Annotated in this window: 12 protein-coding genes; 3 read left to right on the top strand and 9 right to left on the bottom strand. The window is 41.7% G+C overall.

Annotated features, from left to right (window positions below; genetic code table 11):
- Nucleotides 1-329: 329 nt before the first annotated feature.
- On the top strand, nt 330-1,121 hold the full coding sequence (locus JMX97_RS06735) for an inner membrane protein YpjD (RefSeq protein WP_201556375.1): 792 nt from the start codon (nt 330-332) through the stop codon (nt 1,119-1,121).
- 95 nt (nt 1,122-1,216) lie between these two features.
- On the opposite strand, the gene purU is transcribed toward JMX97_RS06735, so the two are convergent.
- Entirely contained in the window at nt 1,217-2,110 is an 894-nt protein-coding gene (gene purU / locus JMX97_RS06730) for a formyltetrahydrofolate deformylase (RefSeq protein ID WP_201556374.1), read from the bottom strand.
- A gap of 221 nt (nt 2,111-2,331) precedes the next feature.
- Nucleotides 2,332-8,028, bottom strand: coding sequence for an Ig-like domain-containing protein (locus tag JMX97_RS06725; protein ID WP_201556373.1), 5,697 nt, complete (start codon nt 8,026-8,028; stop codon nt 2,332-2,334).
- A gap of 496 nt (nt 8,029-8,524) precedes the next feature.
- On the opposite strand from JMX97_RS06725, the gene rpmB reads away from it, so the two are divergent.
- Both rpmB and rpmG read left to right on the top strand, forming a co-directional pair.
- Entirely contained in the window at nt 8,525-8,761 is a 237-nt protein-coding gene (rpmB, locus tag JMX97_RS06720) for a 50S ribosomal protein L28 (RefSeq protein ID WP_147224075.1), read from the top strand.
- A gap of 39 nt (nt 8,762-8,800) precedes the next feature.
- Nucleotides 8,801-8,956, top strand: coding sequence for a 50S ribosomal protein L33 (rpmG, locus tag JMX97_RS06715; RefSeq protein WP_068037488.1), 156 nt, complete (start codon nt 8,801-8,803; stop codon nt 8,954-8,956).
- A gap of 158 nt (nt 8,957-9,114) precedes the next feature.
- Here the strand turns inward: rpmG and JMX97_RS06710 are convergent, their stop codons facing one another.
- The 7 genes from JMX97_RS06710 to JMX97_RS06680 all read right to left on the bottom strand — a co-directional run bounded on the left by JMX97_RS06710 (nt 9,115) and on the right by JMX97_RS06680 (nt 14,575).
- Nucleotides 9,115-9,426: a hypothetical protein gene (locus tag JMX97_RS06710; protein ID WP_201556372.1), complete on the bottom strand. Its 312-nt coding sequence runs from the start codon at nt 9,424-9,426 to the stop codon at nt 9,115-9,117.
- A 209-nt stretch (nt 9,427-9,635) separates the two neighbouring features.
- Nucleotides 9,636-9,947, bottom strand: coding sequence for a hypothetical protein (locus tag JMX97_RS06705; RefSeq protein ID WP_201556371.1), 312 nt, complete (start codon nt 9,945-9,947; stop codon nt 9,636-9,638).
- Between the two features lie 130 nt (nt 9,948-10,077).
- Entirely contained in the window at nt 10,078-10,470 is a 393-nt protein-coding gene (locus JMX97_RS06700) for a hypothetical protein (RefSeq protein WP_227671496.1), read from the bottom strand.
- 81 nt (nt 10,471-10,551) lie between these two features.
- On the bottom strand, nt 10,552-11,244 hold the full coding sequence (gene rpe, locus JMX97_RS06695) for a ribulose-phosphate 3-epimerase (RefSeq protein ID WP_201556370.1): 693 nt from the start codon (nt 11,242-11,244) through the stop codon (nt 10,552-10,554).
- Between the two features lie 197 nt (nt 11,245-11,441).
- Nucleotides 11,442-11,672 (bottom strand): TIGR03643 family protein, encoded by a 231-nt coding sequence (locus JMX97_RS13950; protein ID WP_227671498.1) that lies wholly within the window; start codon nt 11,670-11,672, stop codon nt 11,442-11,444.
- Nucleotides 11,673-12,025: 353 nt separating this feature from the next.
- Nucleotides 12,026-12,934, bottom strand: coding sequence for an S-formylglutathione hydrolase (gene fghA, locus JMX97_RS06685; RefSeq protein WP_201556369.1), 909 nt, complete (start codon nt 12,932-12,934; stop codon nt 12,026-12,028).
- A gap of 156 nt (nt 12,935-13,090) precedes the next feature.
- Nucleotides 13,091-14,575: a C13 family peptidase gene (locus tag JMX97_RS06680; protein WP_201556368.1), complete on the bottom strand. Its 1,485-nt coding sequence runs from the start codon at nt 14,573-14,575 to the stop codon at nt 13,091-13,093.
- Nucleotides 14,576-14,911: the final 336 nt, after the last annotated feature.

Genomic DNA, 14,911 nt, shown 5'->3' with positions numbered 1-14,911 from the left:
GTAGTCAACAATCAGTATGGCGATCAGTTAGAGTGGCTTTTTACTCACTAGCTTTCTATTTATTTGAGCTATTCATTTGTGCTATTCGCAAATCTTCTATCTAAGCTATGAAATTAACGCTTTTAATCAATAACTTTTCTTCAGTAAAAGAGTAGATATAGATTTTAATACAGGCTTAGTCAAATAATAATAGCGACGATTCTCAATTGGCCTCTATTTTATGATAAATTGAAAGATTATTCTAATCATACCATTTTAGCATTAACTTGAGCGGCCCTAAGTTACAATAGTGACAATGGCGCGCTCCTGATTTTCAATGAGGCTTGCCTGTGTTACTTGCGTTTGTGATAGCCAGTATGGCTTATATCGTGGTCAGTATCCATATCGGTTGGGCATTGACGACAGATAGGCCCATCAATAAAGGCGCCAGTCTTGGCTTATTACTGGTGGGTATGCTGGCGCACGCAGCACTGTTATATCCCTACATTGTCACTTTATACGGGCTAAATTTTAATCTATTTAATGTGTTCAGTCTGACCAGTTTACTTTTCTTATTCTTCTACGTGCTATTTTCTCTATATCGTCCAATTGTAAGCCTAGGGATTTTGGCTGCCCCCACGGCCCTAATTGGTATGGCTATTGGCTATATTGGCCGCGCTCCTTATCAGCCGCTCACCGATGTCAGTATGGGTCTTGAAGCGCATATCTTACTGTCATTTGCCGCCTATTGTGTGCTGCTGATGGCAGCGGTGCAAGCGCTATTTTTACGTCTACAAATTCGTGAGCTTAAGCATCAAACCATTCACCGCTTTTGGGTCAATAAGCTACCGTCACTACAAACTATGGAAGGCTTACTGTTCGATATGATCTTAGTCGGCTTTGTCCTGCTCAGCATTGCGTTGGGACTCGGGTTTGTTTATGTACAAGATTTGATGGCGCAGCATATCGCTCATAAAACAGTGTTTAGCGTCTTATCATGGTTACTGTTCGGAGGCCTACTGCTGGGAAATTGGCGCGCTGGCTGGCGAGGCAAACTTGCTGCCAACATCACCATCTATGCCTTTATCTTATTAGCACTTGGCTTTGTTGGCAGTAAGTTTGTGTTAGAGCTTGTGCTATAAGATAAAGTAATATGGATTGGCCTATTGTTTACAAGCCGTTATTTACAATTAGTGCTTAGAACTTGCTTAGATAATTTTAATAAGAAATTGTCCTTCTAATTAAATACCACAGTCTTATTACCTGTCACGATCACCCGATTTTGCACATGCCAATTGACTGCCCTTGCCAGCACATTGCGCTCTATATCACGTCCAATCGCCCGCAACTCAGCAACGCCTTGCCGATGGGTTACGCGGTGCACATCTTGCTCGATGATAGGTCCTTGATCCAGCTCAGCGGTAACATAATGAGCAGTCGCGCCAATAAGTTTCACGCCTTTGTCATACGCTTGCCGATAAGGGTCTGCTCCTACAAATGCTGGCAAGAATGAATGATGAATATTGATAATTTGCATCGACCAACGCTTAACAAAGTCTGATGACAATATTTGCATATAGCGCGCCAATACTAGTAAGTCATTCCCTGCCATCAGCTCGTGAATCTGTGCTTCTGCGTCTGCTTTATTGTTCTTAGTCACAGGAATATGATGAAAAGGGATACCAAAGTTTTCGACCGCTTGACGCAAATCTTCATGATTGCTAACGACTGAGGTAATTTGACAGTCAAGTAAGCCGCGTTGATGCCGCCACAGTAAATCCAACAACGCATGGTCAAACTTGGATACCAAAATACCAACTTTGGTCTTTATCCCATTGTCATGTAGACGCCAAGTCATGTTATGACGTTTGGCAACGGTATGCGCAAAGCTGGCCTCAAAGTTATCTATAATTTCGCTCAGACCTTCTAAAACAAATTCTAAACGCATGAAGTATTGCCCGCCTTCATGAGCGGTCGAATACTGATCCAAACTGATAATATTAGCACCATAGCGATGAATGAACTCTGATACCGCTTGGACAATACCCGCTTGGTCTTTGCATTTAATCAGTAGTGTGGCGGTATCGATAGTAGCGGTGCTAACTGAAGCATTATTTACGGTGTCTGACATAGTGCGCCCAATTCAAAATAAAATGATAGCCATCTACCGTGCTTAGAACTCTATCGGTAGCATGGTAAATCGGCTATTTTAATCTTTTTTGGATAATTTTGCTTGCTGGGTTAGTTGTTTTTAGTTATTTAGAGCAATAATGCAAAAACCCTCAACGTAGGGTTGAGGGCTCCATTATGATCAGAATAAAAAACTTAGCTAATCACCTATTATTGTATAGCTTACTCAACTTTGATTATTCTAGAAAAACCAGAGCCATTAGTATTAACACCAAGCGTAGAACCTAAGTCAAATGCTTGATCAAAATCTACAATAAAGCTATTAAAACCTTGTGATGTTCTATCTGGAGCTTCTCCATTGATCGACACAGAGTAGTTTGTTTGGTTCTGTTGATAAGGAGACAGAGCTACTTTTGTTGTATCTTTCTCATCATTGATACTCACGCTTACACTATCTACACATGTCGCTCCACCCGTACCGAATGGACTAGAATTACCGATCCAAGGGCTAAATAAGACTTTGTTCTCTACTCTTAAATCTCCTGCCAAATATGGTAGAGAATAATTGATACTTTGAATATTCTCGCTACCATTGAGGAAGGTAGAGGTATCAAAGCGTACTTTCACCCAGTTTGAGTAACGAATTGGGTAGCGAATCTCAAAGTCTGCACGACCTTCCGAGTCTGTCAAAAGGGTATAATCATCATCTGCAAGCTGACCATTGACTAAGATAGTTACTGGGTTAATAGTATCAAGACGATTGTTATTATTCACATCATCATCGTTGTCTAGAGTATAGTTATATTCAGGATCATCTTCGCTAATGATCCAGTCTGATTTTTGCGAAACAGGAACTTGTTCAGAGAAAGTCTTAGGCTCTGGTGTACTTACATTACCATCGCTGTCTGTAGTATCAGCTCCTTGATAAGTCACAGTACTATCAAGCAAACAAACTCTACCTTGTGCATATTGGATAGCATAGGACTGAATTGAGACCTCTTTGTTAGCGACGGCACGTCCTGAACCATCCATAACAGATATCGAACCGCGAACTGTATAATAGATATCATCAGAAGCTATTTTATTACCAAATGCTAAGGTCGTATAAACGGCTTCTTCTGATACCGTAATATCGATGGTTTGGGTACCAATCCCTGCATTGTCATTCAATAAGCGCGCGTTGATGCTGACACCGCCAATCGGTGAGCTGGCATTGGCTTGATAGACTACACGCGCCTCACCTCTCCTGTCCGTAATAGCTGTTGCTGCCGATAAACGTCCTGCTGATGAGTCTGCGGCACGGCTAAACACTACTGTCTGCCCTTCTACAGGTACATCGTTTTCATCTTTGACTGTAGCAACAAGCTCTGTGCTGCTACCTGGCGTGATGACGGATCTTATCGCTTGAAACAGCATCTTCGCGGGAGTGGTGGCTCTAAAGCGAGTATCAACCGTAGTCTGATATCTGAGAGTACCATTAGTCATCTCACCAAGAACGGTGGCTTGTAATACGGTAGTACCCGCAAGCGTAGACGTTAGTACGACAGGTACTGTAATAATATTACCTTGAATATTACCTGCTGTGATCTCTTCAGTCGTAATCACATTGTTGTTAGCGAACGTACCTATAGTGGTTTGTACTTCTACAAACCTACCAATGAGTTCAGCAGCTTGTGCTGGAGAGTCAGTACGAATTTGTATGTTAATATTCTGTGGCGTATTAACGTCATAAACATCGACAAGATCAATAAAGCTGATGCCAGCTTGTGAAATTTTAATCAAATCGATACTGTTCTTACTACGCTGCGCCACTAACTCACGCTCACCCACTGCTCTGGCAAAAATACGTAAATTACCGTTACCGTCAAATGTCAAGTCGCTTTCATCAATATCAAAACTTGCTTCACCATCAGTGTTCGTAATAGTGGTGGCGTCAATAGCAATGAGTTCACCATCTGCATCTACTAATTCCATACCAGCATTAGCGATAGCACGTCCTGCACCATCTATCAGCGTGGTCGTGATAGTGGTCATTTCGCCATCATCTAAGTTGGTCTCTGATGCTGCAAGCGTAATCTCTGTCCCTACCGCTGACAAGCTTAGAGATTTTTCCTCACGCACTTGCATACTGACATCACCATTCTCATCATATTGCGGTGTGACAATTTTGGCATTAATCACAACACTATGATTTAGACGCGAATTGACAGAGTTGGCTGCTAAGATGACACCGACATCAATCTGACCATTGGCATCCGTTGTTACCATGCTAGGCGTTGTTAATGCTGCACCACTGGCTTCTAGGTTGTCAATACTTAACTGTACTGGCACACCAGTAAGTACGCCACCACTACTATCAGTAACTCTGAACGTGGCATTGGTTTGATCACCACCAGTATTCAATGTGGATTTGTCAGAAGAAACTAAGATTTGATAACTATCAATCGTCGAGGCATCTACTGCGACGATGTAGTTTTGTTCTAACTTAACGTTTTCAGCAGTCGTTGTGGTCGCTGTTAGTCGAATACCAGCTTCTAATATAGCTTGATTGACGTTGGCACCGTCTTCAATCGTCAGGTTAAAAGTAGCCACGCCATCATCGTTAGTCGTAGCTGTGTTGTTGCTAACAGTTACGCCAGTTTTTATAGGGTCATCGACATTTAAGCTAACGTCACGATTGGCGATACCACCATCATTATTCTCTAAACGAACGAATACTTTGAAGGTATCGCCTTTAGTATTAACGACTTTGTTCGCGCCAATAGTTAATGCTTCAGTCGTACCCGTTGGAGTAACGGTACTAACTGAACTGGATTGAGTAACAATATTGCCATTAGCATCAGCAGCTGATAATCCAATGGAAAAACTCTTGGTCTTCCCCTTAATTGCCTTTTTCTGATCCTCAGTTAAGTTGTTAGGCACCGCAATAGTGAATACTGCTTTACCTGAGTTGTCAGTCGTTTTACTGCCGCCTGATACTAAAGTAACACCCTGACTTGCAATAGTAGCTGGTAGTGCTAAGAATACCTTTTGCCCCGTTACAATATTGCCTTTTTTATCTTTGGCTATCACTTCAATCTGAGTCTCACCGCCATTTAGGTTAAGATCTTTTGATTGCTGCGGTAATAAAGAGATAGCAGCAGTCATAGACTGTACTTTAATATTAACTAGTTGCTCATTACCTGTCAGTGTTTCAGTTAATTTGGCAGTCAATACTTGCTTGCTGAGCGCTTCTTTTTGCTCATCAGTTAAGTTGTTTGGTACTACAACTTTGAAGCTAACTAAGCCATTGGCATCTGTATTAGCAGTAATATTCGATGAGCCAATTTGGTCATTGACAGTCAATAAACTAGCTAACGACTTGTTTTCAAATACTAATTTAACTGGCTGACTGGCTATTTGCTCACCAGATGACTGGTTGTTGAGCTGGGCTTGTATCGTAGCATCACTACCTACATTGTTAAGGATATAGCCTGCTTGATTATCAATGTTATTCGTAGCATTGAGAATACTTAAGTCAACTTCAGGAGTTGTGATATTAACTTTACCGATTTCAGAGTAGGTAATACCTTTTTCGACATACGACAGCTGGTAGTTAATACCAGTGGCTTTAAACTTAGCACGTTCTGCTGCTGTTTTACCTTTTGGTATACTAACTGTGAAAGCAGTCTCACCATTAAAGTCAGTAGTCACCGACTCTGCGTTGACAGTAACGCCATAATCTAGCGCTGCTTTACCCAATTGAATAGCAACTGCTTGCCCTTTCACTGGTTGAGCACCACTACCTTTAGTCGTTAGTGTAATACCAATGTCGCCACTGCCGCCAAGTTCACTAATAGTTGGCGTCATGATAGAAGCAAACTGAATACTAGTTACTGGTTGCTCAACTTTGATTTTTTGAGTAATCTTAGACTGTGTGCCATCTTCATCAGTTAGAATAGCAGTATAACTAATGCCAAACTTAATCAGTTGGTCACGTTGAATTTGCGTTAAACTTTGGCTAATACCAATATTAAACTCAGCTATACCATTATCATTAGTAGTCTGCTGATTACCTCGAATCGTAACACCAGTACTCGAACCTTCGTTTATAACTAGTTTTACGGTTCTGCCAGCTGCGGCACTACCATTTTTACGTTTGGCTGCAATTTGTAGCTTAAATTGGTCTTCTAAAATATTTACAGTGGTGGGGATACTTTTAGCTGTTAATGTGATATCACTTTGACCAATATCCGAACCAATCTTAATACTTTCGCTACTTGCGTTGCTACTAACACCGGAGGCCTCAACGACGTTTACACCTACAACAAAGCTATTCGCTTTCTCTACTTCTGTTTTTTGTACTTCATTTAGTCCTGCCGGCACACGTACAGTATAGCTTACAACACCCCTCTCATCAGTAGACTGCTCAGCACTACCATCAATAGTTAGTAAGCCTTTACTAGTCAAAGAAGTTGGTAGGGTTGCTGAAACTAATTGATTGGCTACTGCTCCACCATTTTTATTGTTTACTCTAAAGCTAATGATTGCACTACCACCAGAGCTTGAGATTTGTTTTTTATCGCTTCCTTCGAAGCTAACAACGTTTTGTGCAATCGGTATTTCAACTAAACTCGTAAACGTCTGAGGAGTGATTGAACGGTTAGGCTCTGTCAATGTTACGGTATAACTGATACCAGCTTTAGCAAGTGCTTTACGTGCAGCGTCTTTTAAATCAGGTGCTATTGTCAAAGCAACAGTGGCTCGACCCTGACTATCTAAGGTTAACTGGTTATTCGCTAAGCTGACACCTTCAAGTGCATCATTGAGTTTGATAGTGACTTCAGCACCTTCAACATTCGTTGATACGCTACTGTTTTTTGGTTTAGCAGCGATTGTCAGTTGTTGTGTGTCACCGTACGCGCTGAGGGGCTTCAAGCTATTAACTCTGCTTAGAGTATAATCAGAGACTGGTAGCGCTATAGATAAATTACCTGTCTCTTGCTTAGTAGCACCATCTTGCTCTTGAATGCTAATGGCATAAGCAATACCTTCACCTTGTAACAACGCATTGCGTTCAACTTCCGATAGATTCTCATTTATTTTGATATCGAAAGTAGCGACGCCATTAGCATCTGTGACTTTACTGTTGCCACCTATGATAGATATACCTTTTATATTTGCAATGCCCAATCCTACTTTCACATTTTGAGCGCGTGCCCCATTGCTATTTTTGGCAGTTACGTTAAGTTGAGCACTATCACCATAGGGGTTCAAAACGTTATTGGAGACCGAACTTGTACTTAATAACGGCTGTATCTCAAGCTTACTTTCGATAATTGGCTCGCCGCTACCATTGCCTTCTTTGAACACACTAACTTTCAATTCCTGTGGCGCTATAGCCGTGCCATCAGCTTTCTTAGCAGTTGCGATTAAGGTGAAGCCTTGATCTATCAATGCAGCCTTATCGGCAACGGCTTGAGGGTTGAGCTTAAGCGTATATACAGCATTACCATCATTATCAGTAGTTTGTGTACTCTGACCCTCGATAGTAATGCCATTAGTTTCAGAATTTACTACTTTCAAAGTAACCGCTTTACCAACCATCGCACCACCAGAGCTTACTTCAGCAGCTTTGACAGTGACGTTGAAGGTAGTTGGCTCATTTGATAGCTCAATAATAGTTGGCATTGGAGTAAGTTTTTGCAAAAAGAAGTCAGGCTCAATATCAGGCGTTTGCTCACCACCACCATTATTGCCACCACCATTATTATTGCCATTACCAGAACCCGTGCCTGGATTTAAGCCTGTATCAGGTTCAGGAGCAATAGAATCTACCGTATCACCCTCTCCACCACCACAACCAGCTAAAGCTAAGGCGCAAGTTAAAGAGGTAAGTTGAAACAACTTAGAAGTAAGGGGTAGTGAGCTATAGGACATATTTCGAACTCCGCATCAGCAATATTCTGATCAACCAAAAAAGTATAAATCCTTGCCTCTTCTTCGGGAAAACACCTAAAAGAAAGGCAACGATACATAGATTTACATTAAGGTTAATTATATTAACAGTTTGTATGAAATTTATAACAGCAACTTTACTGACTTTTGTTATAACTTACAACTAAAAATTAAAACTTTGCATTAAGTAATCAACAACATAGCGCATGAAATTCAGGGTATAATAGCTGACTTACATGACGACAATTATCATAAAATAGTTTGAGTATTTATTGATTTTATGGTATAAATGTCGACTTTAAAATTTTCTGAATTGGTCTGCCTGTTATTTGCCTTTAGATGACAGAAATACCAGCTCAACCTTCATATAGTTTTGTTTGGTGCAATGATGCCGCTTGCTGTGTCCATGCCGCAAATGCGCGCAACTTGCCCAGACTGGTATGAGAATGACTCATACTTCATAGATCAGGAGTTCGCCATGTCTAGAGTTTGCCAAGTGACTGGAAAGCGCCCTATGGTGGGTAATAATGTTTCGCACGCAAACAACAAAACCCGTCGTCGCTTTCTACCAAACCTTCAACGCCATCGTTTTTGGGTAGAATCTGAAAATCGTTTTGTTCGTCTACGTATATCTACTAAAGGTATGCGCATCATTGACAAACTAGGTATCGATAAAGTGTTAGCAGATTTGCGCGCACAAGGTCAAAAAGTTTAAGCTTAGTGCTTGCACGCTATCATTTAAAGGGAAACTATCATGAGAGATAAAATCAAGTTGGTATCAACTGCTGGTACTGGGTATTATTACACCACTACCAAAAACAAGCGCACGATGCCTGGCAAAATGGAAATCAAAAAGTTTGATCCAAAAATTCGCCAGCATGTGATCTTTAAAGAAGCAAAAATCAAATAATATTTATTTACGGATAACTATTATTAGAGTGTCGTTTTTCACTGGAGTTATTTGGTGCTAAATAAAAAAAGGGTTTATCAATTGATAAACCCTTTTTTATTGTCTGCTGTTTTGATCGCTAATTGCTATTCGTTTGCATGGGACAAATTTCGTGCGTATTAGCTGTAGTTCGTTGGCTCTTTATCATAAACATGTGCATGCCACTGGCTCATTTGCTTTTGCATAATGACCTGAATGGCCGCATGAATCATGTGCTGCCCGATTGGCTGTGTGTCACTACCAAGCAACTCTTTGAGCTTGTCAGAGAAATCAATAGTCATTAGCGGCTCATCATCACCCTCAGCATCGCGTAATAATAACCTGCCATTATCTGCTTCTACTAGCTCAAGGGTGGTCTCTTTGGCAAGTCCGGCAAACTGGTCGGTACTGTCAATATCCACTTCTATCTCATTATCAATATCATATGGCATTTGGCGTTTTCCTCATTATCTCGTTTTATAGTTGCGCAGAAACTATAATTTAGCAAAGCTATCAGCGCGCACCAACACGGGCAAATATATCATACTCATACAATGGATGCTTTACGTCCAGAATTCAAGGGGAGTCACATAAGTCTTATGAATGAGTACCTATTAACTGCGCGATAATAGTAGATGCCTCAACGTCAATATCGAAAACCTTAACGCCAATAGCGCAACTTACCTATCGTGAATAACAAGGCCACAAACATACCCATATAATAGGCTAGTTTTAGCTCAAAAGTAGGATCGCGGTACTTAAACGGTAGCGCAACGGTTGCAGTGGCTGTCGGCAATATCAACAGCATTAACAGCCAGTTTTCGATAACATTGAGCCAGCCTTGTAAATCATTACCTATGCGCAGCGATGCCAATCCTAATAACAGACAGCCGATGATTAGGGCAATAATTAAACCGTTTGGAATGTCTTTGGGAAAAATAATATCAGTAATTTTGCTAGGTGATGTTTGCATGCAAGGATCCAGTCACGATTGAAAGGGGTGACTTATTGATTTAAAGAGAGGTTTATTTAGCATAACTGTTATTCAATGAAATTGTTGATTGAAAGCGATATCAACATCTATAAGTAGTAAGACAGAACGCCTAGCTATAAGTACCCATCAGCCACAATAAAGAGATACAAGATGTTAGGTAACCAAGACTAATAGCGTTCCAGCTTGCAATATGCAGGCCTTTAACCTTGTTAAGAACAAGCGACCCTAGCCAAAAAAACAGGGGAATACCAAGCATAAACGCAGGTACTACTACCACAGCATGCTGTAATACTTCTCCGACATCATCACCTACCATTAAGCGAAAGCCGTAACCGGCTAGGCTTAAAATTAACGCAAAGACTGCCATGCCAATAGTAATGCCTTTAGGAACCAAGCTGCGCTTCTCAATCTGATGGGGTTGCTGACTGTCGCCTTTATCATAACTATCGCCCTGCACTTGGTTGGACGGCGCTGACGGGGCAAACGATTTTTGAGTATCCATATTTCACCTCTTTATAGCTATAATTGCGATTGGTAAAAGACTTTAAACCTAGTTTTAAATTTATTTTTTTAAATTGAACCGTTATTTGCTGCTACTTACTAATGCTAACTCTTCGCGCATGGCGGTAATAGCAGCGCTATAGTCCTGTTGGTTGAAAATAGCAGAACCGGCAACGAACATATCGGCACCAGCTTCGGCAATAGCGCGGATGTTATTGGCTTTAATACCTCCATCCACCTCTAATCTGATGTCGCGGCCACTGTCGTCGATAAGCTTACGGACTTCACGTACCTTAACTAAGGTGCTGTCAATAAATGATTGGCCACCAAACCCTGGGTTCACGCTCATCAATAAGATTTGATCGACTTTGTCCATCACATAATCTAGATAATGTAGCGGCGTAGCAGGATTGAGTACCAACCCACATTTCGCACCGCCATCTTTAATAAGTTGTAGCGAGCGATCGACATGGCCACTAGCTTCTGGATGGAAGGTAATAATGCTGGCCCCGGCTTCTAAGAACTGCTCAATCATGCCGTCTACTGGGGACACCATCAAATGCACGTCAATAGGAGCATCTATGCCGTAATCGCGCAGCGCCTTACATATCATACTACCAAAGGTGAGATTCGGTACATAGTGATTGTCCATCACATCAAAATGAATCACGTCAGCACCAGACTCCAATACCCGCTCAACTTCCTCGCCTAGGCGCGCAAAGTCAGCAGATAAGACAGAAGGGGCAATCAGATATTGCTTAGAAGGACAAATCATAATTGAGCTACCTAGTTGAAGTTTGCTTAAAATATCAATGAAAGTGCAAGAAAATATTTGGATGGCTTTATTGTAACATAGGGCAAACGCTAAGCATTTTGCATCACGAGTCAGTAACTATGAGGAGTTATACCTCGATATTAAAAACTCGCTATTGAAAAATTACTATTAAATTATTAGATAAGCCAATAATATTACTATCGTGGCTTATATTGAGTTTTACAATAGGCACGGCCTACCATAAATGTACGTTTCGCTTGATGCTTAGTAGCACGTCCCGTCACCCTCTGCCGCCACAATCGAAAAGAAGAGAGCTTTAATTGCTGACGCATCAATTTAATCACGTCAGTTTCGTTGAGTCCATAACTGTGCTCTATCGCAGCAAACGGCGTTCTATCTTCCCATGCCATCTCTATCACCCGTGACATTTGCACGGCGTCCAGTGCTCTATTAGCTGCCACATCTGTTACTTTTGATACCCGATTAGCTGAATCAATAATATCTGAATTAACAGAGTCTGACTTGTCGTTATTTAACCCGTTAGCGCTGGTTTTTTGCTTTACTTTTTTCTTTTCTTGTAGCGCCGTATCTATGTCGGCCTGCATTATAGCAAGCGACGATTGAGCAGTTTGTTGCTGATGCTGTTTGGTATCTAAGCGGTCAGCTATTGATGATGTTTGAGAGTTTGTCATAATAATCTATCCTTTAAAGCGTTTATATGCCTTGCTGTCTACTTGTTTCTATATGAAATACAACTCTATTGATTTCGTAAAGCCAAAGTTTAGCTCATTTGTGCCATGCGCCAGTGATGTTCGATATGATCGTTCATTACGGTCTGAATAAAATAATAGCTGTGGTCATGACCCGCTTTATAACGTAGCGTCAATGGCTGTTTCGCTTTCTCGCAAGCCTGTTGTAATTTAGGCGTCTGTAATTGCCCATCCGCTAAGAAGTCGTCTGCGGCACCTTGGTCAACCAATATAGTTGAGTATTGACGTCCGACAGACTCAATCGTATACGACGCATCGGACTCGGTCCACAAAGCCTTATCATCGCCAAAATATTCGGTGTAGGCCGCCTGCCCCCATGCTGATTCACTAGCCGAACATACCGGTGATAACGCTGAGACGCTGACAAACTTACTAGGAAATTTAAAACCTAATAGTAGCGCGCCGTGACCACCCATAGAGTGTCCCATGACACCGATACTATTAATTGCAAACTCAACATGCAGCAAATCATATAGCTCATCGACGATATAGGTTTGCATATTAAAGTTGTCTGACCACGGCGCACAGGTCGCATCGACATAATAGCTTGCCCCTTGACCGACAAAATAACGCTCATCGTTTGGCACGCTATCATTTTCATTGTTATCGCTACGTGGCGCACTTCGAGGAGAGCTATCTGGGGCAATAAATATAATGCCAAGCTCGCTACATTTTTGTTGAAAATGCGCTTTGTGAGTCACGTTATCTGCATTACAAGTGAGGCCTGACAAATACAAAATAGCAGGGCAACTATGGCCTGCCAACGCCTCATCAGGTAAATAGATACTAAAAGTCATACAGGTCTTGGTTGCCTCTGAGTCATGACTGTAATAATGTTGCTCACCATCAAAGCAGCGATTGACGCTTTTTTGCGTCAGCTTTGAGCTAGCCGGTAGACTGTGGGCGTAATAATCATTCATGGTTAATATCCCTTTCTTTTACTATTTCATAAATATTTAATACTTTTTTTTATAACAATCATCCTCACCATTATACAAACTCTAAAGGTCTGCATCGTTGGCTTTATATAGATCGTTATTAAGCTGATGTTACGGGTCATACTGTATTATTTGTTATCACTCATTAGTTACTGCTACATTAGATACGTTATTAGATATCGTATCAGCCCCAATATTGATCGTAGCGTCACTAATTTCATTAGCATTAGTTATATTCGCTACAGAGGGCCGCGAACTATCGAACAATACTTGCTCAAAAGCAGGTAGCGCAGTTTCCATCAGACTGCCCACCACCATCTGCGGCTCAGAGGGCTCAAAACCCATAAAGCCTTCGCGCTCACTGACTCGCAAGCTAGCGTCTTTAAAAGCGGCCGCAAAGCTAGTGTTCTCACGCAAACTCTCAGCAAAAAATGCTTGACCAAAATAAGTCATCTCTGCAGTATTGGTACAGCCAAACGACATCTTATCAGCTGCTGAAGCCGTGATAACGACGGTAGTTGGCGAAGCCAGCTCATCAATAAATGATCCTGAGTAACAGGCAGATACTACAATCACCCGCCAGCGGATACCTGAAGCGTCTAATGCTTCACGTAACCATGCCGCCTCTAGATTATCCATTTCAAGCGGCGGGTTCGCCAGTTGAATGATGTCCTGATCTCCATGCGAAGATAGGGTCAGTAATAACACATCTTCATCGGTATCCATCTGCTGGCCAATCTTTTTTAGCCCACGCAGAATACTGGTTTTGCTAGCGATTGGTTCATCTAGCCAACTATAAGTATTATTAATTAAAGCGAGCGAATTACCGCTGGTACCAAAACGCACATCAAACAACTGCCGCACTTTATTAATTTCCGAGCGAAACACGTTCTGGTCTGCAAACCCTGCTACACCCATAAAGTACCAGTCAGTTTTGCCAGATACGCTTGGATTAATGCCATCTAAAGCTTGCTGTAGAAGGCGGGGCTGCTCGTATAGTGCCGCTTCTGCTAATACGGGTTGTACAGGAATTTGCTTAAAGATAGGTTGGTCTGCGACATTACGTTGCCAGATGGTTAATAGCGCCACTGCCCCTACCAATACAATAATCCGCTCCCACCAGGGGGTGCGCAGGCGCCGGGCAAAAACCCATAATAGCGCCAGCGTTTGCCACAAAAACAGGACTAGAAATAATATCGGTAAAAATGAATAACTCCAGTCCGGCAGCCAGCCATAACTACCCAAAAATTGCACCATGCTTTGTAGTAGCGCTGATAGCGTATCGGCAACCAACCACAGTACTACCGGTACAAAAACCAGTGTCTGATTACCAGAGCGCCGTGCAAGAATAATACCGCTCAATAGGATCATCATCGGCCAGATCAAATAGCTGACCATTCCTTGCTCATTAAATACGCTACCGTTCTCGGCTGCCAACCAAGAAAACAGCACGTTGCTACCGAGTGCCAATAGCGCAAATAGTGCAAACTGTATAAAAGTTGGTTTAACCCAAGAGAACGCACGCGTTGACCCTACCAGCATCCATAGAGCGGCAATAATATTGGCAGCGAAATTAAGCGAAAAGCGCTGAAGAGAGATGGTTTTAAGTGACGAGAGTGACAAAGACTTAGACCTCTATCCAGTCAAGAGAAATGAAGAAGTAGCGATAAGCACAGCCAACTAGTTTAGCCTGCTAATCTAACGCGATTGTAACGGATTGTCAGTCCAGACGGTAAGGCTGATTTGTAAAAAGTCATACTATTATTGAAGGTTAGTGTTGCAAGTCATCCTGCAAAATTACCATAAAAACATCGTTATATCGTGGTCAAAAGCTAATACCAAACCCATAATATATAGTATAATTCAGCTATGACTATACCAACATATACCCTAAAAGATCATGACTTTGGCAAACTCTCGAAGACCGAGAGTAACCCCAGAGCTCGCCAACGTCTCCTT

Origin of the sequence: Psychrobacter sp. 72-O-c, assembly GCF_904846605.1 — a bacterium.
Classification (GTDB): domain Bacteria; phylum Pseudomonadota; class Gammaproteobacteria; order Pseudomonadales; family Moraxellaceae; genus Psychrobacter.
Note: the sequence above shows the minus strand (reverse complement) of the source record. Positions and strands in the feature narration are given on the sequence as shown.

Bases quoted from the DNA above. Each gene is read 5' to 3' on its own strand.
- rpe (WP_201556370.1), bottom strand. From the start codon at position 11,244: ATGATTTGTCCTTCTAAGCAATATCTGATTGCCCCTTCTGTCTTATCT.
- fghA (WP_201556369.1), bottom strand. From the start codon at position 12,934: ATGAATGATTATTACGCCCACAGTCTACCGGCTAGCTCAAAGCTGACG.
- JMX97_RS06705 (WP_201556371.1), bottom strand. From the start codon at position 9,947: ATGCAAACATCACCTAGCAAAATTACTGATATTATTTTTCCCAAAGAC.
- JMX97_RS13950 (WP_227671498.1), bottom strand. From the start codon at position 11,672: ATGTCACGGGTGATAGAGATGGCATGGGAAGATAGAACGCCGTTTGCT.
- JMX97_RS06700 (WP_227671496.1), bottom strand. From the start codon at position 10,470: ATGGATACTCAAAAATCGTTTGCCCCGTCAGCGCCGTCCAACCAAGTG.
- JMX97_RS06725 (WP_201556373.1), bottom strand. From the start codon at position 8,028: ATGTCCTATAGCTCACTACCCCTTACTTCTAAGTTGTTTCAACTTACC.
- purU (WP_201556374.1), bottom strand. From the start codon at position 2,110: ATGTCAGACACCGTAAATAATGCTTCAGTTAGCACCGCTACTATCGAT.
- rpmG (WP_068037488.1), top strand. From the start codon at position 8,801: ATGAGAGATAAAATCAAGTTGGTATCAACTGCTGGTACTGGGTATTAT.
- rpmB (WP_147224075.1), top strand. From the start codon at position 8,525: ATGTCTAGAGTTTGCCAAGTGACTGGAAAGCGCCCTATGGTGGGTAAT.
- JMX97_RS06710 (WP_201556372.1), bottom strand. From the start codon at position 9,426: ATGCCATATGATATTGATAATGAGATAGAAGTGGATATTGACAGTACC.